27 protein-coding genes and 1 tRNA gene are annotated in these 25,009 nt (G+C 64.8%); 7 read left to right on the forward strand and 21 right to left on the reverse strand.

Annotated features, from left to right (window positions below; all coding sequences use genetic code 11):
- Positions 1–206: 206 nt before the first annotated feature.
- The 7 genes from ABIB66_RS21355 to ABIB66_RS21385 form a co-directional block, all read right to left on the reverse strand.
- Positions 207–284: transfer RNA gene (locus ABIB66_RS21355), tRNA-Pro, on the reverse strand.
- A gap of 110 nt (positions 285–394) precedes the next feature.
- The gene (locus ABIB66_RS21360; RefSeq protein WP_354058913.1) at positions 395–973 is read right to left on the reverse strand and encodes a MerR family transcriptional regulator; all 579 of its coding nucleotides are present in this window, start codon (positions 971–973) and stop codon (positions 395–397) included.
- A 27-nt stretch (positions 974–1,000) separates the two neighbouring features.
- Positions 1,001–1,342 carry an integration host factor subunit alpha gene (locus ABIB66_RS21365; protein ID WP_018456841.1) on the reverse strand — a complete coding sequence of 114 codons (342 nt, stop codon included), beginning with the start codon at positions 1,340–1,342 and terminating at the stop codon, positions 1,001–1,003.
- 133 nt (positions 1,343–1,475) lie between these two features.
- A complete protein-coding gene (locus tag ABIB66_RS21370; RefSeq protein ID WP_219685259.1) occupies positions 1,476–2,456 on the reverse strand; it encodes a beta-ketoacyl-ACP synthase III in 981 nt (326 codons plus the stop codon).
- Positions 2,453–3,514, reverse strand: a complete 1,062-nt coding sequence (gene plsX, locus ABIB66_RS21375) for a phosphate acyltransferase PlsX (RefSeq protein WP_354058912.1) — start codon at positions 3,512–3,514, stop codon at positions 2,453–2,455. Before plsX ends, ABIB66_RS21370 begins: the two co-directional genes overlap by 4 nt.
- A gap of 298 nt (positions 3,515–3,812) precedes the next feature.
- The gene (locus ABIB66_RS21380) at positions 3,813–4,376 is read right to left on the reverse strand and encodes a YceD family protein (protein ID WP_354210764.1); all 564 of its coding nucleotides are present in this window, start codon (positions 4,374–4,376) and stop codon (positions 3,813–3,815) included.
- The gene (locus tag ABIB66_RS21385; RefSeq protein WP_354255479.1) at positions 4,373–4,924 is read right to left on the reverse strand and encodes a ubiquinol-cytochrome C chaperone family protein; all 552 of its coding nucleotides are present in this window, start codon (positions 4,922–4,924) and stop codon (positions 4,373–4,375) included. The genes ABIB66_RS21380 and ABIB66_RS21385 overlap by 4 nt, the downstream gene beginning before the upstream one ends.
- A 98-nt stretch (positions 4,925–5,022) precedes the next feature.
- Here ABIB66_RS21385 and ABIB66_RS21390 point away from each other — a divergent pair, with 98 nt between their 5' ends.
- Together ABIB66_RS21390 and ABIB66_RS21395 are read left to right on the forward strand one after the other, a co-directional pair.
- Entirely contained in the window at positions 5,023–5,508 is a 486-nt protein-coding gene (locus tag ABIB66_RS21390) for an outer membrane protein assembly factor BamE (RefSeq protein WP_354210762.1), read from the forward strand.
- Between the two features lie 68 nt (positions 5,509–5,576).
- Positions 5,577–6,596 (forward strand): Bug family tripartite tricarboxylate transporter substrate binding protein, encoded by a 1,020-nt coding sequence (locus ABIB66_RS21395; RefSeq protein ID WP_502918330.1) that lies wholly within the window; start codon positions 5,577–5,579, stop codon positions 6,594–6,596.
- Between the two features lie 174 nt (positions 6,597–6,770).
- Here ABIB66_RS21395 and ABIB66_RS21400 read toward each other — a convergent pair whose 3' ends face one another.
- From ABIB66_RS21400 to ABIB66_RS21455, 12 genes are all read right to left on the reverse strand, one after another.
- Positions 6,771–8,891 (reverse strand): sodium-translocating pyrophosphatase, encoded by a 2,121-nt coding sequence (locus ABIB66_RS21400; RefSeq protein ID WP_354210760.1) that lies wholly within the window; start codon positions 8,889–8,891, stop codon positions 6,771–6,773.
- A 237-nt stretch (positions 8,892–9,128) separates the two neighbouring features.
- On the reverse strand, positions 9,129–10,127 hold the full coding sequence (thiL, locus tag ABIB66_RS21405; protein ID WP_354210759.1) for a thiamine-phosphate kinase: 999 nt from the start codon (positions 10,125–10,127) through the stop codon (positions 9,129–9,131).
- Positions 10,128–10,301: 174 nt separating this feature from the next.
- Positions 10,302–10,799, reverse strand: a complete 498-nt coding sequence (gene nusB / locus ABIB66_RS21410; protein ID WP_354210758.1) for a transcription antitermination factor NusB — start codon at positions 10,797–10,799, stop codon at positions 10,302–10,304.
- Between the two features lie 2 nt (positions 10,800–10,801).
- On the reverse strand, positions 10,802–11,293 hold the full coding sequence (gene ribH, locus ABIB66_RS21415) for a 6,7-dimethyl-8-ribityllumazine synthase (protein WP_007611095.1): 492 nt from the start codon (positions 11,291–11,293) through the stop codon (positions 10,802–10,804).
- Between the two features lie 110 nt (positions 11,294–11,403).
- Complete coding sequence (locus tag ABIB66_RS21420; RefSeq protein ID WP_354210757.1) at positions 11,404–12,027, reverse strand: riboflavin synthase; 624 nt, start codon at positions 12,025–12,027, stop codon at positions 11,404–11,406.
- On the reverse strand, positions 12,027–13,175 hold the full coding sequence (ribD, locus tag ABIB66_RS21425) for a bifunctional diaminohydroxyphosphoribosylaminopyrimidine deaminase/5-amino-6-(5-phosphoribosylamino)uracil reductase RibD (RefSeq protein ID WP_354210756.1): 1,149 nt from the start codon (positions 13,173–13,175) through the stop codon (positions 12,027–12,029). The genes ABIB66_RS21420 and ribD overlap by 1 nt, the downstream gene beginning before the upstream one ends.
- The gene (gene nrdR, locus ABIB66_RS21430; RefSeq protein WP_007603426.1) at positions 13,172–13,654 is read right to left on the reverse strand and encodes a transcriptional regulator NrdR; all 483 of its coding nucleotides are present in this window, start codon (positions 13,652–13,654) and stop codon (positions 13,172–13,174) included. The genes ribD and nrdR overlap by 4 nt, the downstream gene beginning before the upstream one ends.
- Positions 13,655–13,683: 29 nt before the next feature.
- On the reverse strand, positions 13,684–14,982 hold the full coding sequence (gene glyA, locus ABIB66_RS21435) for a serine hydroxymethyltransferase (RefSeq protein ID WP_354210755.1): 1,299 nt from the start codon (positions 14,980–14,982) through the stop codon (positions 13,684–13,686).
- 270 nt (positions 14,983–15,252) lie between these two features.
- On the reverse strand, positions 15,253–15,474 hold the full coding sequence (locus ABIB66_RS21440; protein WP_007603423.1) for a hypothetical protein: 222 nt from the start codon (positions 15,472–15,474) through the stop codon (positions 15,253–15,255).
- A 37-nt stretch (positions 15,475–15,511) separates the two neighbouring features.
- Positions 15,512–15,748 carry a hypothetical protein gene (locus tag ABIB66_RS21445; protein ID WP_275167861.1) on the reverse strand — a complete coding sequence of 79 codons (237 nt, stop codon included), beginning with the start codon at positions 15,746–15,748 and terminating at the stop codon, positions 15,512–15,514.
- Between the two features lie 201 nt (positions 15,749–15,949).
- The gene (gene ldtR / locus ABIB66_RS21450; RefSeq protein ID WP_007603420.1) at positions 15,950–16,468 is read right to left on the reverse strand and encodes a transcriptional regulator LdtR; all 519 of its coding nucleotides are present in this window, start codon (positions 16,466–16,468) and stop codon (positions 15,950–15,952) included.
- Between the two features lie 498 nt (positions 16,469–16,966).
- Positions 16,967–17,464 (reverse strand): DUF6163 family protein, encoded by a 498-nt coding sequence (locus ABIB66_RS21455; RefSeq protein ID WP_354058904.1) that lies wholly within the window; start codon positions 17,462–17,464, stop codon positions 16,967–16,969.
- A 135-nt stretch (positions 17,465–17,599) separates the two neighbouring features.
- Here ABIB66_RS21455 and hemB point away from each other — a divergent pair, with 135 nt between their 5' ends.
- The 4 genes from hemB to ABIB66_RS21475 all read left to right on the forward strand — a co-directional run bounded on the left by hemB (position 17,600) and on the right by ABIB66_RS21475 (position 20,835).
- Entirely contained in the window at positions 17,600–18,661 is a 1,062-nt protein-coding gene (hemB, locus tag ABIB66_RS21460; protein WP_354210754.1) for a porphobilinogen synthase, read from the forward strand.
- 297 nt (positions 18,662–18,958) lie between these two features.
- Positions 18,959–19,492, forward strand: coding sequence for an RDD family protein (locus ABIB66_RS21465; protein WP_275167864.1), 534 nt, complete (start codon positions 18,959–18,961; stop codon positions 19,490–19,492).
- A gap of 149 nt (positions 19,493–19,641) precedes the next feature.
- Positions 19,642–20,418, forward strand: coding sequence for an arginyltransferase (locus ABIB66_RS21470; protein ID WP_007603416.1), 777 nt, complete (start codon positions 19,642–19,644; stop codon positions 20,416–20,418).
- A 69-nt stretch (positions 20,419–20,487) separates the two neighbouring features.
- Complete coding sequence (locus ABIB66_RS21475; RefSeq protein WP_354255484.1) at positions 20,488–20,835, forward strand: hypothetical protein; 348 nt, start codon at positions 20,488–20,490, stop codon at positions 20,833–20,835.
- 4 nt (positions 20,836–20,839) lie between these two features.
- On the opposite strand, the gene ABIB66_RS21480 is transcribed toward ABIB66_RS21475, so the two are convergent.
- Positions 20,840–22,192, reverse strand: coding sequence for an Nramp family divalent metal transporter (locus ABIB66_RS21480; protein WP_354210752.1), 1,353 nt, complete (start codon positions 22,190–22,192; stop codon positions 20,840–20,842).
- Positions 22,193–22,359: 167 nt separating this feature from the next.
- On the opposite strand from ABIB66_RS21480, the gene ABIB66_RS21485 reads away from it, so the two are divergent.
- Entirely contained in the window at positions 22,360–23,604 is a 1,245-nt protein-coding gene (locus tag ABIB66_RS21485; protein WP_354255487.1) for an MFS transporter, read from the forward strand.
- A 114-nt stretch (positions 23,605–23,718) separates the two neighbouring features.
- On the opposite strand, the gene ABIB66_RS21490 is transcribed toward ABIB66_RS21485, so the two are convergent.
- The gene (locus ABIB66_RS21490; protein ID WP_354058900.1) at positions 23,719–24,978 is read right to left on the reverse strand and encodes an adenylate/guanylate cyclase domain-containing protein; all 1,260 of its coding nucleotides are present in this window, start codon (positions 24,976–24,978) and stop codon (positions 23,719–23,721) included.
- Positions 24,979–25,009: the final 31 nt, after the last annotated feature.

Genomic DNA, 25,009 nt, shown 5'->3' on the forward strand with positions numbered 1-25,009 from the left:
CTACCCCTGTTTTGCCCGACACGTCAAACCGCTTCGGAAAAACATCACCCCGCCAATGACTTCGCTACTGTGCATGGGGTTGTTTTCGGCATTTTGGTTGACCAGCCACCGCAGCAGCCCCCGCTGCCGATCGTGGCGCATGCGTCACCGGCGGCAGCTGGCTCCGCGCCGCCCCTCAATCCACCCGATAGATGCTTTGAAAAAAATGGTCGGAGCGAGAGGATTTGAACCTCCGACCCCTAGTCTCCCAGACTAGTGCGCTAACCGGGCTGCGCCACGCTCCGAACGTCGTTCCATTAGCTAGGATCGCCGGTTTGCGCAAGGCGAGGTGACACCATTTTGGTGTCGCCATCGAAAGGCACTGGAACTGCCCCAAAGCCGAGGAGATCCGGCGTCAGGCGTCCTTCAGCGCCTGATCCAGCATTTCGCGGCAGGCGATGAGCTCGGCGAGCACCCGTCCTAGGCGCTCCCGGTCGATGGCGCTGGGGCCGGCGGCCGCGGCGGGGGTGCCGCCCTTGCGGAAGGTGGTGAGGATTTCCTCGTCGTCGGTCTCGGAGAAGCGGAAGTCGATGCCCTCCTCCTCCTCGCCCTGGTAGTCGTCATCGTCGCTGTCGCGGGCGCCGCGGACGCCGGTCTCCTCCTCGGGCTCCATCAGGCTGGCGCCGACGGCGTCCTCGATGGCGCCGAACGAGACCGCGGCCGCACCGTCGGCGAGGCCCTGCACCGATTTGACGCCGTGTTCCTTGAGGATCCGCTGCACCCCGCGGATGGTGTAGCCCTCCCCGTAGAGCAGACGGCGGATGCCCTTGAGCAGGTCGACGTCGTCGGGGCGGTAATAGCGGCGGCCGCCGCTGCGCTTCATCGGCTTGATCTGGGAGAAACGCGTCTCCCAGAACCGCAGCACGTGCTGCGGAATGTCGAGTTCCTGCGCTACTTCGCTGATGGTTCGGAACGCATCCGGCGCCTTGTCCAAATGCCAAATCCTTATCCGGAGGGCGGATTACGCCTCGGGTTGCGCCTTGCTGGCGTCGCCATTGGTGCGGTGCTGGGCGTTGATGCGCTGCTTCAGGATCGCCGACGGCTTGAACACCATGACCCGGCGCGGCGAGATCGGCACCTCGGTGCCGGTCTTGGGATTGCGACCGATGCGCTGACCCTTCTTGCGGACCATGAAGGAGCCGAACGAGGACAGCTTCACCGTCTCGCCTTTCTCAAGGCAATCGGTGATCTCCTTCAGCACGAGTTCCACGAAGGCGGACGATTCCGTCCGCGACAGCCCCACCTTCTGGTAGACGGCTTCGCACAGATCGACACGCGTTACGGTTTTACTTTGATCGGTCATCGCCCTGCCCCACATCACGGCGAACAATTGTTGTCTGAAATTATGAGCTTACGATACGGCGGTCAACAGCGCTCATCAATGCAGGCGCATCGATAATCCGCTCTGATTCGGGCAAAATTTTATCGACTGTGGCTTACCAGCGCACCAGCGCGGAGCCCCAGGTGAAGCCGCCGCCCATGGCCTCGAGCAGAACCAGGTCGCCACGCTTGATGCGGCCGTCCTTGCGCGCCACCGACAGCGCCAGCGGGATCGAGGCCGCCGACGTGTTGCCGTGAAGGTCCACCGTCAGCACCACCTTCTCCGGCGCGATATGGAGCTTGTGCGCGGACGCGTCGATGATTCGCTTATTGGCCTGGTGCGGCACGAACCAGTCGATGCTGTCGGCATTGAGCCCGGTCGCCTCGAAGGCATCGACGATCACGTCGGTGATCATGCCGACCGCGTGCTTGAAGACCTCGCGGCCCTCCATGCGCAGATGGCCGACAGTCTGGGTCGAGGACGGGCCGCCGTCGACGAACAGCTTCGCCTTGTGGCGGCCGTCGGAGCGCAGATGCGTGGTCACGATCCCGCGGTCGGTCGCGGCATTGCCCGGCTGCTCCTGCGCCTCCAGCACCACCGCGCCGGCGCCGTCGCCGAACAGCACGCAGGTGCCACGGTCGGTCCAGTCGAGGATGCGCGAGAAGGTTTCCGCCCCGATCACCAGCGCGCGCTTGAAGGCACCCGTGCGCAGGAAATTATCGGCGGTGGCAAGCCCGAACACGAAGCCCGAGCACACCGCCTGAAGGTCGAAGGCCGCGCCATGGTTGATGCCGAGCCCGTGCTGCACGGCGACCGCGCTTGCGGGGAAGGTGTTGTCGGGCGTCGAGGTCGCGAGCACGATCAGGTCGATCGACTGCGCGTCCACGCCGGCATCGGCGAGCGCAGCCTGCGCCGCCTTGAGCGCCAGATGCGAGGTGAACTCGCCCTCGGCTGCGATATGCCGCTCGCGAATGCCGGTGCGCTGCACGATCCACTCGTCGGACGTGTCAATGCGCGCCGCCAATTGGGCGTTGGTCACCACCTGCTCCGGCAAATAAGAGCCGCAGCCCAGCACGACCGAACGAATTTGAGTCACGAAACAGCCTCCTGCGCGGCCTGCACGGAATTGAGTGCACCACCTTCGCGGTTGAGCATCTGATTGATCTTGTTGAGGAGATCGAATTTGACCATCTCATAGCCAACATCGATCGCATAGGCAAAGCCTTCGGAGCTGATTCCGCCATGGCTCTTGACCACGATCCCGTTCAACCCCAGCAACACGCCGCCGTTGGATTTGTTCGGATCCATCTTGTTGCGCAGGGCCTGGAAGGCGTTGCGCGCAAAGAGATAGCCGAGCTTTGACAGCCAGCCCCGCTTCATCTCGTTGCGGAGCAATTCCGCCATCTGCCGCGCGGTTCCCTCCGCGGCCTTCAAAGCGATGTTGCCGGCGTAGCCTTCGGTCACGATGACGTCCGCGACCCCCTTGCCGATGCCGTCGCCCTCGACGAAGCCGACATAGTCGAGCTCGGGCAGGTTCCTGGCGCGCAGGATTTCGCCGGCCTCGCGAATCTCCTCGTGCCCCTTGATCTCCTCGACCCCGATATTGAGCAGGCCGACTGTGGGACGCGTCTTGTTGAACAACACGCTGGCCATCGCTGCGCCCATGATGGCGAGCGACACCAGATGGTGCGTATCGCCGCCGATGCTGGCGCCGAGGTCGAGAACGACGGAATCGCCGCGCCTGGTCGGCCACATGCCAGCGATCGCGGGACGGTCGATGCCCGGCAGCGTGCGCAGGTGGAAGCGCGACATCGCCATCAGCGCGCCGGTATTCCCGGCGGACACCGCAACATCCGCCTCGCCCTTTTTCACCGCATCGATGGCAAGCCACATGGAGGAGGTCCTGCGGCCGCGTCGCAGCGCCTGGCTCGGCTTTTCCTCGCCGCTGACCGCGACATCGGTATGGATGATCTTCGACGCGGCCTTCAGCGCGGGGTGGCGGTCGAGTTCGGGCTCAATCTTGGCGCGGTCCCCGATCAGCAGGAATTCGATCTCGCGATGCCTCTGGAGCGAGATGGCGGCGCCTGGAATGACCACGGCGGCGCCGGCGTCGCCCCCCATGGCGTCAAGCGCGATGCGAACCTTGCTTGGCATAAAAGTCCTGGAAACCTGGTCTGGTGCGGTCTTGAACGAGCGGGGCCGCAAATGGGTTCGCCACGAACATGGCGGTCGGTCAAGCGCCACTCCGCACCCGGACCGGGGCGCGACAATAGCGTTTTGCTACCCCGAAACAACCTCTTGCCCCCAGCCTTTTGCATTCGGGAACATCGGGCTGCGGACGGACTAATTCACAAGAAATACATGAAAATCAAATAGATAATTTGACCCTTCAAACCATCATCGCAAACACCTCACGCCCCGTAGCAAAGCGGTCCTCCGGGGAAGACAGCACCTATTTGTCCTTCTTCCTCTCCTGGAGTGCCTTCAAGACCGCAAAGGGATGGTCCTCCGGATCGGGGGCGATGACCTCGGGCTCAAACACCACCCCCGGCTTCCGCGGATAGGGATCGACCGCCAGGAACAGAGCGTCGGTGGCGAGCCGGCCGAGGTCGATGATCCCATTGACGATCGCCTCCGGCGGGTCGGCGACCTGCTCCTGATCGTCCTTGCCCTCCTCCATCAGGTCGGCCAGGCGGCGGACCTCGGCCTCGGGGGCAAATATCAGGTCCACCTCCTCGTCGATCTCGCTCTCCATGGGGTCAAGCGTGACCACACAGGTCTGGCCGATCCGGGCGCGGACGTGCCCCGTGACCTGGATCCGGTCGCCGCTTTTCGGCACGACATCGAAATCGGCCTGGACCGAGACAACCTCCCGCAAACCTGCCGTCTCGGCCATGGCTTGCCGCTCGGCGGCCGAGGCCTCGAGCTTGCGATGCAGGCCGGTGTCCGGGATCTGTGCAACGATGACGGGCACCCGCCAGGGATCGGGCCCGGATGCTGGTATCGGTCGGCTCATGGCGTGACATCCTCAGGGAGCGCTGGGGGAAACTTGAAGGACGCACCCAGCAGTGCGGCCTCGCCGGTCCGGCCGAGGTCGGCCTCGGCAGCCCTGGCATAGGCCGCGAGCCGCTGCGCCTGGTCCATGCCGGCCCCATTCAAGATATTCTTGCAGATTGCCGATGCCAGCGCCTCGCCGCCGCTTTCCATGGCCTGATCGTAAGCCTGGACCCGGCCGTAAAACGCCTCGCCGAAGGCCCGCATCCGCTTCGGCACGGTCTGGTCGCCTATCCCCATCTCGCGCAGATTGTCGTCCATGTCCTCGCAGAAGCGGTCGAACAGCGCCTGCGACAGCTCGGTGGCGCCCCGAACCGTGCGCAGACGGCGCAGCAGCAGCCACAGGTGCAGCAGCAACAGATCGAAACGCCCGTTAACGGTATCCGGCACGCCCAAGTCGCGGTAAAATATGGGTTCTCGCGCCTGCGTCACGATCATGCCATAGATGGCTTCAATGGTGCCCGGCGAGGCGAGGCGGGGTTTCCTGAAGTGATTGAACGGCCAAAGCATTGTGGTTTCCGCAAGCGGGCGCGCGCGTGTTGCATTCAGAGCCTCCGCCCGGTACTTCAGCGCCTCGCGCGACGCAAGGGGACGGAATCAGTTCCGCTATGACGATAACGAACCAGACCAGCCTGCGTGCAAACAAGCGGCGCGGCCTTCATGCACGTTGGCGCGGCTTGCGCCTGTTCGCGGCTGCGGCCCTGGTTGGCGCTGCGCTTGCGGGCTGCACCGGCGAGCAGTTCCAGAAGGGCTATATCCTGCCGCCCAACGCGCTCGAGCAGATCCCGATCGGTGCGAGCCAGGACCAAGTGCTGATCGTGATGGGCACCCCCTCCACGGTCGCAACCCTCGACGGCGAGGTGTTCTATTACATCTCGCAGCGCTCCGAGCGCATGGTCGCCTTCATGAACCAGAGGGTGGTCGACCAGCGCGTCATCGCGGTCTATTTCGACAAGAACCGACGCGTGCGCCGGCTTGCGAATTACGGCCTCCAGGACGGCAAGATCTTCGACTTCATCAGCCGGACCACTCCGACGTCGGGCCAGGAGATGAGCTACCTCACGCCGATCTTCAAGCTGCTCAGCTTTAACTGAGCCTTCAGCCTGCGGCTTCGTGCGGCTTGCCGTTGCGCATCCGCTTCCATACGCTCCTGCAAAACAAGATGCAGGGGAGTGGATTCGTGCCCAATAAATTGCTGTCCCGCCGTCGCGTGCTCACCGGCGCTGCCGCCATCTCGGCCGCAGCGATCCTGCCGCGATCGAGCCTGGCGGACTGGAAGCCCACCGAAAACGTCCGCCTCGTCGTGCCGGCAGCCGCCGGCGGTTCGACCGACGTAATGGGGCGGCTTCTGGCCGCGCATCTGCAGACCGCCTGGGGCCAATCGGCCGTGGTGGAAAACCGCTCCGGCGGCGGCGGCACGATCGGCACCGCCGAGGTGGTCCGCGCCAAGCCGGACGGTCACACCATCCTAATCGGCAATCCCGGCCCGAACGCGATCGCCTACAGCATCTTCAAGAACCTCACCTACAAGCCGGACCAGCTCCAGCCGGTCTCCAACATGATCCGGATCCCGAACATCGTCTCGGCGCATCCCAAGACCGGCATCAAGTCGATCGCCGAGCTGGTCGCGTATCTCAAGGCCAATCCGGACAAGCTCAGCTATGCCTCCTCCGGCGTCGGCCAGAGCCCTCACCTCACCGGCGCCTGGTTCCTGCAGCTCACCGGGCTGAAGATGACGCATATCCCGTTCCGCGGCGCCGGTCCCGCGCTCCAGGCGGCGCTCGCCGGCGACATCCAGATCCTGTTCGACAACCTCTATCCGAGCCTGCCGCAGGTGCAGAACGGCACCCTCACCGGCCTCTGCGTCACCACGACCGAGCGCAGCGACCTTGCACCGAACCTGCCGACCATGCGCGAGAGCGCGCCCGAGCTTGCGGCTTTCGACGTCTCGTCGTGGTTCTCGGTTTTCCTGCCGAAGGGTGTGCAGCCCGCCGTTCTCGAAGCGCTCAACCTTCAAGTGAAGGCGATGCTCGAGCGCGACGACATCAAGAAGAACATCGTGGCCATGGGCGCCCGTGCCGACTACGGCACGCCCGACCAGTTTGCCGCCTTCGTGGACGCCGAGACGAAGAAGTTCGCCGGCATCATCCAGAAGGAAGGGCTGCAGATGGACGTGCAGTAGGCGCTACTTCCGTCATCGCGAGCGCGGCGAAGCAATCCAGAATTCCTCAGTGGAACGACCCTGGATTGCTTCGTCGCGAGAGCTCCTCGCAATGACGTGGTGAGGGCGTCCAACCCATCAAACAAAAACCCCGCGGCTTTCGCCGCGGGGTTTTGTGTTTCTCGCCGACGCTCCTCAGTGGGCGAGGATCGCCAGCAGCAGCAGCGCCACGATGTTCGTGATCTTGATCATCGGGTTCACCGCGGGACCTGCCGTGTCCTTGTAGGGATCGCCGACGGTGTCGCCGGTCACGGCCGCCTTGTGGGCGTCACTGCCCTTGCCGCCGAAGTGACCGTCCTCGATGTACTTCTTGGCGTTGTCCCAGGCGCCGCCGCCCGAGGTCATGGAGATCGCGACGAACAGGCCCGTCACGATCACGCCGAGCAGCATCGCGCCCACGGCCGAGAACGCCGCCGACTTGCCGGCCGCCCCGCCCCCCGCGATCGCATAGATCACGAAGTAGACGAAGATCGGTGACAGCACCGGAAGCAGCGAGGGGATGATCATTTCCTTGATCGCCGCCTTGGTCAAAAGGTCGACCGCCTTGCCGTAATCCGGCTTGTCGGTGCCTTGCATGATCCCCGGCTTCTCGCGGAATTGTCGGCGGACCTCCTCGACGATCGCGCTCGCCGCGCGGCCCACGGCGGTCATGCCCATCGCGCCGAACAGATACGGCAAGAGACCGCCGAACAACAGGCCCACCACGACGTAGGGGTTGTTGAGCGAGAAGTCCGGTTTGACGCCGGCGAAGTAGGCGTGGTGCGCGGAGTCCGCGATGAAGAACTTGAGATCCTCGTTGTAGGCCGCGAACAGCACCAGGGCGCCGAGACCGGCGGAGCCGATCGCGTAGCCCTTGGTCACCGCCTTGGTGGTGTTGCCGACCGCATCGAGCGCGTCGGTCGACTTGCGAACCTCCTTCGGCAGGCCCGCCATCTCGGCAATGCCGCCCGCGTTGTCGGTCACTGGGCCGAACGCGTCGAGCGCGACGACCATGCCGGCGAGCGCAAGCATCGTGGCGGTCGCGATCGCGATGCCGAACAGGCCGGCGAGGCTGTAGGTGACCAGGATGCCAGCGATGATGACGATCGCGGGCAGCGCGGTCGATTCCATCGAGACGGCGAGGCCCTGGATGACGTTGGTGCCGTGGCCGGTCACCGAGGCCTGGGCGATCGACTTCACCGGACGATAGTCGGTGCCGGTGTAGTACTCGGTGATCCAGATGATCAGCGCGGTGACGGCGAGGCCGACCACGCCGCACTCGAACAGCGCCATGCCGGTATAGTCGACGCCGGCGAGCTTGCCGAACCCGATCAGGTAATAGATCACGCCGGCGATGCCGACCAGCGACAGGATGCCGGTTGCGATCAGGCCCTTGTAGAGCGCGCCCATGATCGACTGGCTCGGCCCGAGCTTCACGAAGAAGGTGCCGATGATCGAGGTGATGATGCAGATGCCGCCGATGGCGAGCGGCAACGTCATCATGTCGGCGAGGATCGGCGTCTTGGCGAAGAAGATCGCCGCCAGGACCATGGTGGCGACCGCGGTCACCGCATAGGTTTCGAACAGGTCGGCGGCCATGCCGGCGCAGTCGCCGACATTGTCGCCCACGTTGTCGGCGATCGTGGCCGGGTTGCGCGGATCGTCCTCGGGAATGCCGGCCTCGACCTTGCCGACGAGGTCGCCGCCGACGTCCGCACCCTTGGTGAAGATGCCGCCGCCGAGACGGGCGAAGATCGAGATCAGCGAGGCGCCGAAGCCGAGCGCCACCATGGCGTCGATGACGACGCGGCTGTCAGGCGCAAGCTTCAACGAATGAACCAGGAAGCCGAAATAGAGGGTCACGCCGAGCAGCGCGAGACCCGCCACCAGCATGCCGGTGATGGCGCCCGCCTTGAAGGCAAGCTCGAGACCACCCGCGAGCGACGTCGTGGCCGCCTGGGCGGTGCGCACATTGGCGCGGACCGAGACGTTCATGCCGATGAAGCCGGCCGCCCCCGACAGGATCGCGCCAATGGCAAAACCGATCGCGACATAGAGCCCCAGGAAATAGGCAAGCAGCACGAAGATGACGAGGCCGACCATCCCGATCGTGGTGTATTGACGCCGCAGGTAGGCCTGTGCGCCTTCGCGCACCGCTGCCGCGATTTCCTGCATGCGCGGAGAGCCCGCATCCGCGCTCAAAACCGAAGAGGTCGCCCAGATCGCGTAGACGACGGAAAGCACTCCGCAGAGCACAATCAACCATAATGCTGTCATGTGATTTTTTGCCTCAGATCCTTGATGAACGTACCCCCGGCGCCTTTTGTTTTTCCGTCGTGCGGTGCGGCGCCTTGATTTTGAACAAGGCCGCTCCTTGCCCGAAGGCGCGGCCCTAGTCGGTCACGACCTTGCCAAAATCAAATTGAGGGTGCAACGCCAGATGAGGCCGAAAAGGCCGATGTCGGCAGGTATTTAGGCTGGTCTGGGAGTCCCGACGCCGGTTTGGAGCAATTCCTAGAAGTGGCTGTAGGAGAGCCGCTTCAAGACCAGCTCCTGGCCCTGCCCGTCCAGGAAGCGCGGCCGCTCATGGCCCGCGACGATCGTGCCGATGGCCGTGACGGCAAGGCCTGCCGCCCGCCCCAAGGCAATCAGCGCGTCGCTTTGCGCCGGCGGAACGGTGCACAGCACCTCGTAATCGTCACCCCCGGCAAACAACGTTTCAACGGAAACGACGTTGCCCGCGATCAGGCCGGCCGCAGCGGCCGAGAGCGGCACGCTCATCACGTCGATCGTGGCCGAGACGTCTGATGCCGCACAGAGCTTGGTCAGATCTCCGGCAAGCCCGTCGGAGACATCCATCGCAGCCGTCGCATGGTCACGCACGGCCTGCGCGAGAACATTGCGCGGCTGCGGCACGCGATAGCGCGAGATCAGCGTCTCGCGCGCGTGCGGATCGGAGGCCAGCGCATTCGCCACCGCGCCGCCCGTGAGCACATCGAGGCCAAGCGCGGCGTCACCGATCGTCCCGGTGACCAGGATACGGTCGCCCGGCTTGGCGCCGGTGCGGCCGACCATCCGCCCCTGCGGTACGCGGCCAAAGGCGGTGATCGAGATCATCTGCGGCCCCGGCGTCGACACCGTATCGCCGCCGAGCAGCGGACAGGCGAAGGTTTTCGCATCCTCGCCGAGCGCGTCCGCGAACGGCCTGAGCCAGGCGTCTTCCTGGCTGCGCAGCGCCAGTGTCAGCACGAACCCGGCTGGCACGGCCCCCTTGGCAGCGAGATCGGACAGGTTCACCCGCAGCGCCTTGCGCGCGATGGTGTCGGGGGGATCGGTGGCAAAATAATGCACACCCTCGACCACCGCGTCGGTGGTGACGACGATGTCGCTGCCGAGTGCCTGCAGGATGGCGGCATCGTCCACCAGCCCCAACGCGCCGGGATCAGTCGCCAGCGGCTTGAAATAGCGCGCGATGAGGGAGTCTTCGGCGGAGGAATCGTGTGGGTTTGCCATCAGCGTCAGCCACACACTCCGCTGTCATCGCCCGGCTTGACCGGGCGATCCAGTATTCCAGAGACGCTCGCGTGACATCGATAGGCCGCGGCGTACTGGATCACCCGCCTTCGCGGGTGATGACAGCGGAATATGGGGCAGCCACATCGCATCAATTCACCGCCCTCGCGCCATCTACCCCCGCCCGAACTCGTCACCGCGAAACTGCCGGCCGATCTGGTCGAGCACCGCGTTGACCATGCCGGTCTCCTCGCGGTCGACGAAGGCATTGGCGACGTCGACATATTCGGAAATGACGACGCGGCCCGGCACGTCCTTGCGGTGTTCCAATTCGTAGGCCCCTGCCCGCAGCACCGCGCGCAGGATCGCTTCGATGCGCTTCAACGGCCAGCCCTTCGACAGCGCCTCGTCGATCAGCGGATCAAGCTTCTTCTGGTCGCGCACGACACCGGAGACGACATCGCGGAAGAACGCCGCTTCCGCCGGGAGATATGTGTCGCCCTCGACCTCGTTGCCGAGCCAGTGGCTCTCGAACTCCGCAAAAATGTCGTTGATGCCTGCTCCGCCGATATCCATCTGATACAGCGCCTGCACGGCTGCGAGCCGCGCCGCACCGCGCCGGTTCGCTTTCTTCTCCGTGCCAGCCGGCGGCTTCTTGTTGTTATCGGCCATGATCAAGCCCGCGCCAGCCGGCGCTTTATGCGCAGCATCGCAATCGCGGCCCGCGCGGCATCGCCGCCCTTGTTCAGCTCGCTGGCGCGCGCCCGCGCCCAGGCCTGCGCCTCGGTGTTGACGGTGAGGATGCCGTTGCCGAGCGGCAGCTTTCGCGCCACCGCCAGATCCATCAGCGCGCGGGAGGATTCCTGCGAGACGATCTCGAAATGGATGGTGTCGCCACGGATCACGCAGCCAAGCGCGATCGCGGCATCATAGGGCTTGCCATTGGCGGCCGCGGCATCAACCGCGATGGCGATCGCCGCAGGAATCTCCAATGCGCCGGGAACCGTGATGACGTCATGGGTCAGGCCGGCCGCCTTCAGCTCGGCCACCGCGCCTTCCAGCATCGCGTCCTGGAGATCGTCATAAAACCGTGCCTCGACAATCAGCGCGCGTGCGCCGGAGATGTCGGTCTGGTCCTTCAGGGGTGCGCGCCGCGCGTCTGCCATCATAAGCCTACTGTGTCATTGCCGGACTTGACCCGGCAATCCCTGGGTCAGGACCTCTTAAGAGCATGGATGCGCGGGTCAAGCCCGCGCATGACGAAGTTTCATCACCGTCACTTCATTTCCGTCAGCCGCGCCGCGTAGCGGGCCATTAGATCGACCTCGATATTGACCTCATCCCCCGCCTTCCAGCCGCCGATCGTCGTGACCGTCAGGGTGTGCGGAATGATCAGCACCGAAAAGGTCACGTCCTTCACCGTATTAACCGTCAGCGAGACGCCGTCGAGCGTGATCGAGCCCTTGGTCGCGATGAACCGTGCCAGCTCCCGCGTCGTGGAGAGCTCGAACCGCGCCATGTCGGGCAGGTCCTCGCGGCTGACGAGGGTCGCGATGCCGTCGGCATGGCCGGCGACGATATGCCCGCCAAGCTCGTCGCCGATCTTGAGCGCACGCTCGAGATTGAGCCTGGTGCCGATCCTCCAGTGCTTTGCCGTCGTCAGCGCCAACGTCTCGGCCGCGGCATCAACGTCGAACCAGGTCCTTTGAGCAGAGTCTTTGCCGGCTTCGACGCCGGAAGCAACCACGGTCAGGCAGACGCCGTTGCAGGCGATCGAGGCGCCGTCCGCAATGGTGGTCTGGTCGTAGCGGCAGGCGATGCGCAGCCGGTGCAACTGGCCCTGCGCCGTCGGCGTGAAGCCGACGATCTCGCCGATATCGGTGACAATGCCGGTGAACATTACGCGCGCTCGTAAATGGTGAGAGTATCCTTGTCGAAGGTCTCGCTAGCATGAACCTTGTAGGCCTGCGACTGCGTGATTTTCGACAGGGGCAATGCAGCGAGCGCATCCACCCCGTCGGCGCCCACCGCCTCCGCGCCGCGGAACAGCCAGATCTCGTCAACGAGGTCGGCGGCGATAAAGGATGCCGCGACGCGGCTGCCGCCCTCGACCATCAGCCGCGTGATGCCCTTCCCGGCCAATGCATGCAGCACCGCCGCAAGATCGAGACCCGAGGCATTGCCGGGCGGCACGCGGATCACCTGGGCGCCGGCAGCACCAAGCCGCGTGGCGGCCGCGGCCTCCGCGAGTTCAGAACCCACCACCCACAGCGGAATCTCGCGCGCGGAGCCCACGAGCCTGCTCGCGCCGGGAATGCGCAGGCTCTGATCAAGCACCACGCGCACTGGTGAGCGCGCGGCCATGCCCGGCAGGCGGCAGTCGAGCTGCGGATCGTCCGCCAGCACCGTGCCGATGCCGACCATGATGGCGTCGCTCTGGGCGCGCAAAAGATGCACGCGGCCGCGCGCCGCCTCGCCGGTGATCGCGACCGGCTTGCCTCCGGCCGCGCCGATCTTGCCGTCGGGCGAGACCGCGAGCTTCAGGATCACATGCGGGCGGTGATCCCTGATGCGGCGGAAATGCCCGGCGTGGTCGAAGGCGGCTTCGCGCGCGCACAGACCCACATCCACCATGATGCCGGCCGCGCGCAACCGAGCATGGCCCTGACCCGCGACTTCAGGATTGAGATCCTCGATCGCGGCCACCACACGCTTGATGCCGGCGCCGATCACTGCGTCGGCGCACGGTGGCGACTTGCCGAAATGCGAGCACGGCTCCAGCGTGACGTAGAGCGTGGCGCCGCGCGCAGCCTCGCCTGCGCGCCGCAGCGCTTCAGGCTCGCCATGCGGCCGTCCGCCAAGCTGAGTCCAGCCGCGGCCGACGATCACGCCGTCCTTGACGATGACGGCGCCGACGGCGGGATTGGGCCAGGCGCGTCCCTGCCCGCGCCTGCCGAGCGCCAGCGCAAGCTCCATGAAGCGCCGGTCGGCATCCCTGGACTCGCGCGCCTTCTGCGCGAATTGATCCTCCAGGATGCGGAAGATCATTTGCGGATCGCGGCGAGCCGCGCTTCCTCCTCACCGGAGAGCTCACCGAGCACGTCGGCGAAATCCTTGGCCTCGCGGAAATTGCGGTAGACCGAGGCGAAGCGGACATAGGCGACGTCATCGAGCGTGCGCAGATGCTCCATCACGGTCTCGCCGATCACCTCCGAGGAGATTTCAGCCTCGCCCCCGGTCTCAAGCTCGCGCACGATGGTGGAGACCATCTTCTCCACCCGTTCCGGCTCGACCTGCCGCTTGCGCAAGCTGATCGACACCGAGCGCATCAGCTTGTCGCGGTCGAAAGGCACGCGGCGGCCGTTGCGCTTGATCACCGTGAGCTCGCGCAGCTGCACCCGCTCGAAGGTGGTGAAGCGGAAATTGCAGGCGACGCACACGCGCCGCCTGCGGATCACGGAAGAGTCCTCGGTCGGACGCGAGTCCTTCACCTGCGTATCGAGACTGTTGCAGTTCGGGCAGCGCATCCGTTGACCTTGACCGGTTTTCTTGAACCTTACTGATAGATCGGGAAACGGTCGGTGAGCGCCTTGACCCGTTCCTTGATCGCGGCTTCCACCAGCGGCGCCTTGCCGTCGTCGGACTGCGCGATCGCGTTCAGCACCTCGGCGATCATGCCGCCGACCTGCTGGAATTCAGCAACACCAAAGCCGCGGGTGGTAGCCGCCGGCGTGCCCAGACGAATACCGGAGGTGACGAACGGCGACTCGGGGTCGAAAGGAATGCCGTTCTTGTTGCAGGTGATGGCGGCGCGGACCAGCGCCTTCTCCGAAGCATTGCCCTTCAGGCCCTTCGGCCGGAGGTCAACGAGCATCAGATGATTGTCGGTGCCGCCGGAGACGATATCGAAGCCATGGCTCTTCATCGCCTCGGCCAGCGCCTTGGCGTTCTCGACGACGTTCTTCGCATAGACCTTGAAGTCCGGCCGCAGCGCCTCGGCGAAGGCGACCGCCTTCGCCGCGATCACATGCATCAGGGGGCCGCCCTGCAGGCCCGGGAAGATCGCCGAGTTGAATTTCTTGGTCAGCGCCTCGTCATTCCACAGCATCAGGCCGCCACGCGGACCGCGCAGCGATTTGTGGGTCGTGGTGGTGGTGATGTGGGCATACGGCACGGGCGAAGCATGCACGCCGCCGGCGACGAGACCGGCGAAGTGCGCCATGTCGACCAGGAGGTACGCGCCGACGCTGTCCGCGATCTCGCGGAAGCGCTTGAAATCCCAGGCGCGCGAATAAGCCGAGCCGCCGGCCACGATCAGCTTCGGCTTGACCTCCGCTGCCTGCTTGGCGACGGCGTCCATGTCGATGATCTGGTCCTCGCGGCGCACGGTGTAGTGCGCGGCCTTGAACCACTTGCCGCTCATGTTGACGGGGGAGCCGTGGGTGAGATGGCCGCCGGCCGCAAGATCGAGGCCCATGAAGGTGTCGCCGGGCTGAAGCAGTGCCAGAAACACCGCCTGGTTCATCTGGCTGCCGGAGTTCGGCTGCACGTTGGCGAAGTTGGCGCCGAACAGCTTCTTGGCGCGATCGATCGCGAGATTCTCGGCAACGTCGACCCACTCACAACCGCCGTAGTAGCGCGCGCCGGGATAGCCTTCGGCATATTTGTTGGTCATCACCGAACCCTGCGCTTCCAGCACCGCACGGCTGACGATGTTCTCGGAAGCGATCAGCTCGACCTCATGACGCTGGCGGCCGAGCTCGCCCTTGATGGCGGCTGCGATTTCCGGGTCAGCCTGCTCGAGCGAGGCGGTGAAAAACGAATCGGGTGCGGAGGCGGTTTTGGCGAAGGTCATCTTGCGAATATCTCCACCGCCGCAGCCTTTTGGCGGGCTACGGGCGGGTCTGGTGTGGCGATCGGAAGCGGCGAGCGCGATCTACCACATCGCCCGCAACAGGCCAAGGGTTTGCGGGTCGGGCCTGAGATTTATGCAAGATATGGTGGGGATCGAAGATTTTCGACATCGGGGCGGTTCTATGGAATCGCCCCTTATTCGACCCTCAGGAATAAGGCCGCTTTGAGCCTCAAACTTCCGGCTGGACCCGCTGGCCGAGGCCAGCGTCCCTCACAGCCCGGTATACCCCGCCTTCACGGGATCCACGCTGCCGTCGAGCTGCCGCAGATAGGTCAGCCCGCAAACCGTCAACCTGTGGGTGTCCTTCTCGCCGGCTTCCATCAACGTATTGAGATAGTTGGTGACCTTTTCCCGCGCCTCGGCGCTCGCCGCAGACGTGCGGTTGGCGAGCAAATCGTAGGTATGCATGATCCGGTCGATGGCAGCTTCCATGGCACCCTCTGGTTCTTGCCGCGTTTGGGAGTTGAGATCAGGCAACTGCTTTGGCCTCGGACTGCGCCTCGAACCTGACGATGGCCTTGTTGGCCAGCCTGATCTTGTTGAATTCGCCGCGCTGGAGCAGCTTGATGACGATCTCAAGCAGGCGTTCGTCGGTGACGAGGGTGTCCCGGATCGCGCCCGAGCGGCGAAGATAGTTCGCGGCGATGGCATAGGCCTCGCTCACGAGTTCCACGTTCATCACCCCCACGCCACGCTCGACCAGCATCGTCCGCCCTCCGATCGAAGGGGATAAGCACCGAACCGGGAACTCGTTCCCTGCCCTTGGGGATTTTTTTCGCAACCGCGAAATGGAAAAACGCACCGGTCCAGACAGAGCCGGGCCGGCGCGCTTGGGGAAGCTCAGGCACGTTCGGGAGGCTTGCCGGTCTTGTTGTGGGCCGGCTTGGCCAAATCCCGTGGAAAGAGCTCAGAGACGATACAGGATCTGGTCGGTCCAGAACCGCTCGAGGCGGTGCAGCGACTTGTTGAGGGTCGAGAACTCCTCGCCCGAGATGCCGCCGACCTGCTCCACCGTCTTGACGTGCTTCTGGTAGAGCGAGTCGACGATGCGGCGAACTTCCTGGCCCTGCGGCGTCAGGCGGATGCGCACCGAGCGGCGATCGACGCGCGAGCGCTGATGATCAAGGAAGCCGAGCTCGACGAGCTTCTTCAGATTGTAGGAGACGTTGGAGCCGAGGTAATAACCGCGCGTGCGCAGTTCGCCCGCGGTCAGCTCCTTGTCGCCGATGTTGTAGAGCAGCAGCGCCTGCACCGAGTTGATGTCCGCACGGCCGCGGCGATCGAACTCGTCCTTGATGACGTCGAGCAGCCGGCGATGCAGCCGCTCCACCAGAGTCAAAGCTTCCAGATAGAGCGTCTGCACCGAACCCTGCTGGCCGGAGACGCGCTCTGCGGTATCTGCCGCAGTTGCGACGGCTTTCATCATGACACTTCCCCTGTTGTCGTTTTTATCGACACTCATTCGACGAAACTTGTGTCCCGTCTGATAGGTGCAACTTAAGGGGCTCGTTTGAAGATCGGCTTAAATAAGAGAATAAAGAGATCATGAATTTAAGACAGTGAATTGCGGATTAAGCCTGTGCCACAAGCACTTTTCGCAATAGTCTGTTGACTCTCGCAAGGTCCTGTTCACCCTCCGTCCGCCGCGATTGTCGCATTCCAGAACAGCCCCGCCCCGTTTCGAAACGGCCGGGTAAGAGCTGTGGCGGAACACGCTGGTTAGCGAAAACTTACGTCGAATTTTACGCAACCAACCGTCAACCAAGCGCGACATTCTCGTGTCCCGGACCAGCACAGCGAAGCGGAGCGCAGAGCCGGGACCCAGAAGGCCAGAGACGAGATCGCGGAGAAATGGGCCCCGGCTCTGCAACGCATCACGCCGCGCGTGCGGCGCGCTGCATTGCGTCCGGGGCACGAGAGTTTGCTATGGCGGCCGTTCGCGTGCGGCCATCCAGGCGAGCGCGAGATAGGCGGCCAGCATGAAGGCTTCGACCCCGACCACAACCAGGCTGCCGCCGTAGATGCCCGGGAACATCAGCTCGATCACCGCCATCGATACCACGGTCGTCAGCCACACCACGGCGCCCCAGGGCGTCGCCAGCCACAGCCCGACCGCGGCAACAAGTTCGATCACGGCGAAGTAGATGGTCGAGGCCTGCCAGGCCATCGACTGGTTTTCGAACGCCTCGTCCTCGCCGCCGACGAAGCCCGTCACCTGCGCCCAATGATAGAGACCCTTGAGGATCGAGAGCAGCGCCATCACCCGCAGGAACAGCACGAGCCGGCGCGTCCAGACATTGTCGTCGGACTCGGCTCGCTCGGACGAGATCGCCGCCACCGACATTGCACTGTCTCTGGCATTGTCTCGGACGGCGTCCCTGGCGCCGTCGCGGGCCGCATCGCGGGTGGAGATCTCGGACATGCCCCCTTCTGGCTGCTTTGCCCCGCAAAATCAATCGGCTGCGCCCAATCAGTTCTTTGCCTTGCGGCAGCTCAAGCCGCGGTGACGGGAACCATGCGAGCTGGTATAAGAATAATTCCAGCCGGAGGAAGAGTGATGGCGATCAAATACGGACGTCCGATCGAATTGCGCGAGGTCTCGCGCCGGGATGGCACTGCGGCCTCCCCTGCCCTCGATCTGACCGTCCGCCCGCGCCGCAACCGCAAGGCCGAATGGGCCCGGCGCATGGTGCGCGAGAACGTGCTCACGACGGACGATCTGATCTGGCCGCTGTTTCTGATCGACGGCAACAACAAGCGCGAGCAGATCGCCTCGATGCCGGGCGTCGAGCGTCTCAGCGTCGACCAGGCCGTGCGCGACGCCGAACGCGCGATGAAGCTCACCATCCCCTGCCTCGCGCTGTTTCCCTACACCGATCCGTCCCTGCGCGACGAGGAGGGCTCGGAAGCCACCAACCCGAACAATCTGGTCTGCCAGGCGGTGCGCGCGATCAAGAAGGAGTTTCCGGAGATCGGCATTCTCTGCGACGTTGCACTCGATCCCTTCACCAGCCACGGCCATGACGGCCTGATCTCCGACGGCAAGATCCTGAACGACGAGACCGTCGCCGTGCTGGTGCGTCAGGCCCTGGTGCAGGCCGAAGCCGGCTGCGACATCATCGCGCCCTCCGACATGATGGACGGCCGCGTCGCCGCGATCCGCGAGGGCCTGGATCGTACCGGCCTGCTCGACGTGCAGATCATGGCCTATGCCGCAAAATACGCTTCCGCCTTCTACGGCCCGTTCCGCGATGCCATTGGCTCCGCCAAGACGCTCACCGGCGACAAGCGCACCTACCAGATGGACAGCGCCAACACCGACGAGGCGCTGCGCGAGGTCGAGCTCGACATCGCCGAGGGCGCCGACATGGTGATGGTCAAGCCCGGCATGCCCTATCTCGACGTCGTCCGCCGCGTGAAGGACACGTTCGCGATGCCGACCTTCGCCTACCAGGTGTCCGGCGAATACGCGATGATCGCCGCAGCCGCCACCAACGGCTGGCTCGACGGCGAGCGCGCCATGATGGAGAGCCTGCTCGCGTTCAAGCGCGCCGGCGCCGACGGTGTGCTGAGCTATTTCGCACCGAAGGCGGCGGAGAAGCTCCGCGCGCAGGTGTAGGCCCCAATGTCGTCCCGGCGAAGGCCGGGACCCATACCGCGTGATCCAACGAGAGCGCGCAGTATTGGTACCGGGGAAGCGATCAACCCCTAAGTCTTCGCCAAACTGCTCTGCGTGGTTATGGGTCCCGGCCTTCGCCGGGACGACACTGTTGCTGTGGCGTCAGCTCCCTCTCCTCGCGGCTACCGCCGCCCCCGAATCGCCGGAATATTTCGGCTTGTTAATCGCGGCACCCTTGGCACGCGGACGGCCTATTCCCATGTGCTGCCACGGGAGTTTCCCCTCGGGAGGACGGTCATGTCGTATTCGGACTCGGGCAATGCCTGGCGCAGTGATGGTGCGGCTCACGCCTACGATCCCTATCTGCACCCGGAACTGTTCCGCGGCGTTGCGACGCGGCGGGTGTTCGCCTTCCTGATCGACATGGTCGTGATCTCGGTGCCGGTGATCCTCGGCTACCTCTTCATTGCGGTGTTCGGCGTGGTCACGCTCGGCATCGGCTGGGCGCTGTTCTGGCTGGCCTGGCCTGCCTCCGTGATCTGGGCCATCGTCTATTACGGCGCCTGCATCGGCGGTCCGTCGTCCGCGACCATCGGAATGCGCGTGATGGATCTGGAGCTCCGCACCTGGTACGGCGCGCCCGGGTATTTCGTGCTGGGCGCCACCCACGCGGTGCTGTTCTGGGTGACGTTCTCGTTCCTGTCGCCCTTCGTGGTCCTGGTCGGCCTGTTCAACGGCCGCAGGCGCTTGCTGCACGATTTCGTGCTGGGAACGGTCGTGATCAACAATTCCGTTCGTGCGCCGGTGCCTCAAGGCGCCAGGACCTACTGATCAAAGGACCTACTGATCAACCAACCTGGATCAAGAACCTATCAACCTGGACCCGCTATGCTGTCCGACCTGACCTGCCGAGTAGACCGATTGACCGGGGGCTTTCGTAGCGCGATGCTGATGCACATTTTGGAGGCCCACGACGTCCCTTGACCCAGCACTCGCGCGATACCCCACAATTTTACCTCACGGCGCCCTCCCCCTGCCCCTATCTGCCGGGCCGGCACGAGCGCAAGGTGTTTACGCACCTCGTAGGTGAGCGCGCCGGTGATCTCAACGACCTCCTGACCCATGGCGGCTTCCGTCGTAGCCAATCGATCGCCTACCGTCCCGCCTGCGACCAGTGTCGCGCCTGCGTCTCGGTCCGGGTGATCGCCAACGAGTTCCGCCCCTCCCGCAACTTCCGCAAGGTGATCGCGCGCAACGCCGACATCATCGGCGAGCAGCGCAGCGCAGTGCCGACCTCCGAGCAATATTCGGTGTTCCGCGCCTATCTCGATTCCCGTCACCGCCACGGCGGCATGGCCGATATGACCGTGCTCGACTACGCCATGATGGTCGAGGACAGCCACGTCGAAACCCGCATCATCGAGTACCGCAAGCGCGGCCCCGACAGCGGCATCACCGGCCGGGGCGAAGAGCTGATCGCGGTCGCGCTGACCGACGTGCTCAGCGACGGCCTGTCGATGGTCTATTCGTTCTTCGAGCCCGGCGAAGTCAGCCGCTCGATGGGCACCTTCATGATCCTCGACCACATCGCCCGCGCCCGCCGGCAAGGGTTGCCTTACGTCTATCTCGGCTACTGGATCGAGGGCTCCAAGAAGATGGACTACAAGGCCCGCTTCCTGCCGCAGCAGCGCCTCGCGCCGTCAGGTTGGCTGCGCATCGACGCGCAAGGCGACGCCGCGTCCGAGCCGCAGGATTGATCCAGCACTGCAACCGTGCTCGGTATCGGTCGTTGTATTGCCACCGTGCGGGTGGATACGGAGGCATTCTTGTCGAGCCAAGCCTACGAATTACTCGAGCGAGCGATTGTCGAACGATGCCAGGTGCTCTGCTTCTCTCAAGGACACGTGCGCGAAATCTGCCCCGCAATACTGGGCCATACTGATGGGCAGGAACGCACGCTCGCTTTTCAGTTTGCTGGCAGTTCCAGCAAAGGTTTGCTGCCTGGAGGGCAATGGAAGTGTTTGAACGTCGCCGAAATGAGCAATGTCGCGCTTCGTTCTGGAGAGTGGCACGGGGGCGCTAGCCACCGCAAACGCCAGGAATGTGTGAAAGACGTAGACATCGACGTGAACCCGCGCAGCCCCTACAAGCCGCGACGTCGCCTCAGGCGCTGATCGTTCACCCGAACAGCGTATCCGCCAGCAGCTTCACGTTCAAAACCACGATGATGCCGGCAACGATCCACGCGATCGCCGCCACCCAGACCGGTATGGCGAACTTGCCCATCTTGCGGCGGTCGGAGACGAAGCGGACCAGCGGGATGACCGCGAAGGGCAGCTGCATTGACAGCACCACCTGGCTGAATACCAGGAGATCCGCCGTGCCGCGCTCGCCATAGATCGCGGTGACGACGATCACGGGAACGATCGCGATGCCGCGCGTCAGCAACCGGCGCGCCCAGCTCGGCAGGCGCAAATCGAGAAAGCCTTCCATCACGATCTGGCCGGCGAGCGTCGCCGTCACCGTTGAATTCAGGCCCGAGGCGAGCAGCGCCACCGCGAACAGCGTCGAGGCGATGCCGAGACCGAGCAGCGGTGAAAGCAGCTCGAAGGCCTGGCCGATCTCGGCGACGTCGGCATGGCCGCTCTTGTGGAAGGTTGCGGCCGCCACCACGAGGATCGCGGCATTGATGAACAGCGCCAGCATCAGGGCGATGGTCGAGTCCGTTGTCGCCCATTTGATCGCCTCGCGCCGGCCGGTGTGGTTGCGCTCATAAGCGCGCGTCTGCACGATCGAAGAATGCAGATAGAGATTATGCGGCATCACGGTGGCGCCGATGATGCCGATCGCGATGTAGAGCATCTCGGGGTTGGTGAAGATCTCGGTCTTCGGCACAAATCCCCTCAGCATCTCGGCCACCGGCGGCGCGGCCGCGGCAAGCTGGACCGTGAAGCAGACTGCGATCACGACGAGCAGTGCGATGACAAAGGCTTCGAGGAAACGGAAGCCACGGTTCATCAGGATGAGCAGCAAAAAGGCATCCAGCGCAGCGATCAGCGCACCGCCGATCAGGGGAATGCCGAACAGGAGCTTGAGCGCAATCGCGGTGCCGATGACCTCGGCGAGATCGCAGGCGATGATCGCCGCCTCGCAGGCGAGCCACAGCATGAAGTTGACCGCCGGCGAATAGGTCGCGCGGCAGGCCTGCGCGAGGTCGCGGTCGGTGACGATGCCGAGCCGTGCCGCCAGTGATTGCAGCAGGATCGCCATCAAATTCGAGAGCAGAATGACCGAGAGCAACGTGTAGCCGAACTTGGACCCACCGGCGAGGTCGGTCGCCCAATTGCCGGGGTCCATGTAGCCGACCGAGACCAGATAGCCCGGGCCGACGAAGGCGAGCAGCCGCCGCCACCAAACCCCCGCGATGGGGAGGGCGACCGAGGCATTCACCTCGGCCAGGCTCTTGGTGGCAGGCGCGTCGGAGCGCCAGCCGGCGGCGTCTTGGGTCAGATCGGGAGAGCGAGCATCCATGGGGCGAGAATACCGAAGTCGAGCCTTATTGCAACTCATTTGCAACTGCATCTAACCGCATCGTTGCCTCGGCGGTCGCTATGTGTCGCCCCTGTCGGGAAGCGGGTGGGTTTGGCGGTCATCGGAGGCGGATAGTGGCGCCCACCCGACTTTGCAGGAAATGAGCCATGTCAAATCCCCCGCGCCTCCCCGACACATTCAACCGCCTCGCCTGGTCCAATTTGGCGGCACAGTCGGCCGAACAGATCGCGCTGGCCGCGGCCCCCATTGTCGCGGTGCTGACGCTGGGCGTCGCCGAAGGCCAGACCGGCCTGCTCCAGACTGCGCTGACCCTGCCCTTCGTCCTCTTCGCCATTCCGGCCGGCCTGCTGGCCGACCGCATCTCCCGCCGTTCGCTGATGGCAGGCGCCGAGGCGCTGCGGGCCGCGGCCCTTGCGGCGATCGTGCTGCTGCTCGCGCTCGGCGCGCTCAATCTGCCGCTGCTGGCGCTGCTCGGCTTTGCCGCCGTGTGCGGCACCGTCGTCTACAGCGTGGCCGCGCCGGCACTGGTGCCCTCCTTGGTGAGTTCGGACCTGTTGCCGACGGCCAATGCGCGGATCGAGCTCGCACGCACCATCGCCTTCGCCAGCGGGCCGGCGCTCGGCGGCGCGCTGTTGGGGTGGTGGGGCGCGAGCCCGGCCTTCGGCTTTGCGGCCGCGCTCTCCGCGATCGCAGTCGTGCTGCTCTCCGGCATCTACGAGCCCGCCCGCACGCCGGCTCCACGGCGGCATCCGTTCCAGGACATCCGCGAGGGCGCAGCCTTCGTGTTTCACCATCCGCTGCTGCGGCCGGTCTTCATCACCCAGTTCATCTTCAATACCGGATGGTTCCTGCAGATCGCGGTGTTCGTGCCTTACGCCGTACGTCACCTCGGCCTAAACGCGGTCGGCGTCGGCACCGTGCTGACCATGTACGGTGTCGGCATGGTGATCGGCGCGCTGTTCGCCACGCGCGTGATGAAGCGCATCGCGTTCGGCACGGTGGTCGGCCTCGGCCCCGTCACCGGCTTCGTCGCGGCAATGGTGATGGCGCTGACGGTGCTGGTCCCCTCGCCCTGGCTTGCGGCCTTGAGCTTCTTCCTGCTCGGCGTCGGGCCGATCCTGTGGGTGATCTCGACCACGACGTTGCGCCAGTCGGTGACGCCGCCGCGCCTCCTGGGCCGCGTCTCCGCCATCAACATCATGAGCTACGGCGCCCGCCCGGTCGGCTCGGCACTGGGAGCGATCGTCGGCGGCCTCTGGAGCGCGGAAGCGTGCCTTTATCTCGCCGCCGCCGTGTTCGGCGTGCAGGCCCTGGTGATCTGGCTCTCGCCTGCGGTGACGCTGGACCGGCAGCCCGACATGGTGGGCGATGAGGCGGCGGCGCGGTGTTAGCTGCACCGTCATTGCGAGCGAAGCGAAGCAATCCAGAATCTCTCCGCGGAGACAGTCTGGATTGCTTCGTCGCAATAGCTCCTCGCAATGACGGAGTTTGTGGGAGCAGCCAGCCTAGTTCGCCAGATACCGCTCGTAGCTCCCCGTCACCGGCTCGCTCGCGTCCACTTCCGGATCGAGCGTGTAGAGATCCTGCGCGCGGCCGATGCCGCGGAGCGCGTAGCGACCGGTGGAGACGAGATAGCGGCGGCCGGCGGCATCGAGGCCCTTGTAGAATTCCGCCGACGCCAGCAGCTCGCGATCGACCGAACGGCTCATCGAGGCGATGCGACTGACCTCGTTCACGGTCGGACCGACCACGGTGAAGTCAAGCCGGTCCTCGCTCCCGATATTGCCGTAGAAGACTTCGCCGACATGCAGGCCGATATAGGCGGACGTGGTGGGACGGCCCTCGGCGCCCCGCCGCAGGTTCAGCGCTGCCACGTTCTTGCGGAACAGATGCTCCGCCCGCAGCGCCGCGCGCCGAGCGTGCGCCATGTCCTCGCCGGTAAACATCGCGAGCACGCCGTCGCCGATCAGCTTCAAGACGTCGCCGCCGGCTTCGTGGATCGCATCGATCACGGCCTGCGCATAGTCGTTGAGGAACGGGATGATCTCGTCGGGGCCGATGCTCTCGCTGATTCCGGTCGAGCCGCGCAGATCCGAATACCAGAGCACGGCGTTGATGCGCTCGGTGACGCCGCGCGAGATGCGTCCGCTCAAGACCTGCTCTGACGCATCGCGTCCGAGATAGACGCGGCCGAGCGTGCGCGCGATGTCGACCTGCTGCGCCGACTTGATCGCGAGCCCCAGCACCGGCACGAGATCGCGCAGCGCCGCGAGCTCGCCTTCGGCGAAGCCGCTGTCGCGTCGGGTTGTCCAGGAGGAGTAGAGGCAGTCCATCTGCCCGAGCGCTCCGGTCTCCCCGAAGCGGTGCACGAAGGCCAGGAAATGGCGGTGACCCGTTTCGGCGAGCTCGCCGATCTGCGAAAAATCGAGCGAGGGCGCGTCGGCGAGGTCGATCACCATCTCGTCGTGACCATGCTCGAGCAAATGATAGAACACCGACCGGCGCCAATTGTTGGCCGCGTCGCCCTCGGCCGTCGAGCCGTATTCGACGACATCGCTCTCGTTGGTCGGCGTATCGCTCCAGCGGAAGGCGCGACCCTCATAGATCGGGTGCAGCGTATCAATGACGACAAGCCCACGCGAGAGCTCCAGCCCTTCGGCGCAGCAGCGCTCGCAGAAGCCGCGCAGCAGTTCGGGTTCGGGCAGGCCGGTGAGCCCCTGGCCCGCCAGCCAGTTCATCAGAGCAAGGCGCGAGGTCAATTGCATGCGCCATTATGCCGTGCATTCGTGACGAGCG

The sequence above is a fragment of the Bradyrhizobium sp. F1.13.3 genome, assembly GCF_040548265.1.
Taxonomy (GTDB): domain Bacteria; phylum Pseudomonadota; class Alphaproteobacteria; order Rhizobiales; family Xanthobacteraceae; genus Bradyrhizobium.

Excerpts from the sequence above, each read along its gene's own strand:
- ABIB66_RS21365 (WP_018456841.1), bottom strand. The coding sequence starts at position 1,342 with ATGACCGATCAAAGTAAAACCGTAACGCGTGTCGATCTGTGCGAAGCC.
- plsX (WP_354058912.1), bottom strand. The coding sequence starts at position 3,514 with ATGCCAAGCAAGGTTCGCATCGCGCTTGACGCCATGGGGGGCGACGCC.
- ABIB66_RS21380 (WP_354210764.1), bottom strand. The coding sequence starts at position 4,376 with ATGAGCCGACCGATACCAGCATCCGGGCCCGATCCCTGGCGGGTGCCC.
- ABIB66_RS21385 (WP_354255479.1), bottom strand. The coding sequence starts at position 4,924 with ATGCTTTGGCCGTTCAATCACTTCAGGAAACCCCGCCTCGCCTCGCCG.
- ABIB66_RS21390 (WP_354210762.1), top strand. The coding sequence starts at position 5,023 with ATGACGATAACGAACCAGACCAGCCTGCGTGCAAACAAGCGGCGCGGC.
- ABIB66_RS21395 (WP_502918330.1), top strand. The coding sequence starts at position 5,577 with ATGCAGGGGAGTGGATTCGTGCCCAATAAATTGCTGTCCCGCCGTCGC.
- ABIB66_RS21400 (WP_354210760.1), bottom strand. The coding sequence starts at position 8,891 with ATGACAGCATTATGGTTGATTGTGCTCTGCGGAGTGCTTTCCGTCGTC.
- thiL (WP_354210759.1), bottom strand. The coding sequence starts at position 10,127 with ATGGCAAACCCACACGATTCCTCCGCCGAAGACTCCCTCATCGCGCGC.
- nusB (WP_354210758.1), bottom strand. The coding sequence starts at position 10,799 with ATGGCCGATAACAACAAGAAGCCGCCGGCTGGCACGGAGAAGAAAGCG.
- ribH (WP_007611095.1), bottom strand. The coding sequence starts at position 11,293 with ATGGCAGACGCGCGGCGCGCACCCCTGAAGGACCAGACCGACATCTCC.
- ABIB66_RS21420 (WP_354210757.1), bottom strand. The coding sequence starts at position 12,027 with ATGTTCACCGGCATTGTCACCGATATCGGCGAGATCGTCGGCTTCACG.
- ribD (WP_354210756.1), bottom strand. The coding sequence starts at position 13,175 with ATGATCTTCCGCATCCTGGAGGATCAATTCGCGCAGAAGGCGCGCGAG.
- nrdR (WP_007603426.1), bottom strand. The coding sequence starts at position 13,654 with ATGCGCTGCCCGAACTGCAACAGTCTCGATACGCAGGTGAAGGACTCG.
- glyA (WP_354210755.1), bottom strand. The coding sequence starts at position 14,982 with ATGACCTTCGCCAAAACCGCCTCCGCACCCGATTCGTTTTTCACCGCC.
- ABIB66_RS21440 (WP_007603423.1), bottom strand. The coding sequence starts at position 15,474 with ATGGAAGCTGCCATCGACCGGATCATGCATACCTACGATTTGCTCGCC.
- ABIB66_RS21445 (WP_275167861.1), bottom strand. The coding sequence starts at position 15,748 with ATGCTGGTCGAGCGTGGCGTGGGGGTGATGAACGTGGAACTCGTGAGC.
- ldtR (WP_007603420.1), bottom strand. The coding sequence starts at position 16,468 with ATGATGAAAGCCGTCGCAACTGCGGCAGATACCGCAGAGCGCGTCTCC.
- ABIB66_RS21455 (WP_354058904.1), bottom strand. The coding sequence starts at position 17,464 with ATGTCCGAGATCTCCACCCGCGATGCGGCCCGCGACGGCGCCAGGGAC.
- hemB (WP_354210754.1), top strand. The coding sequence starts at position 17,600 with ATGGCGATCAAATACGGACGTCCGATCGAATTGCGCGAGGTCTCGCGC.
- ABIB66_RS21465 (WP_275167864.1), top strand. The coding sequence starts at position 18,959 with ATGTCGTATTCGGACTCGGGCAATGCCTGGCGCAGTGATGGTGCGGCT.
- ABIB66_RS21480 (WP_354210752.1), bottom strand. The coding sequence starts at position 22,192 with ATGGATGCTCGCTCTCCCGATCTGACCCAAGACGCCGCCGGCTGGCGC.
- ABIB66_RS21485 (WP_354255487.1), top strand. The coding sequence starts at position 22,360 with ATGTCAAATCCCCCGCGCCTCCCCGACACATTCAACCGCCTCGCCTGG.
- ABIB66_RS21490 (WP_354058900.1), bottom strand. The coding sequence starts at position 24,978 with ATGCAATTGACCTCGCGCCTTGCTCTGATGAACTGGCTGGCGGGCCAG.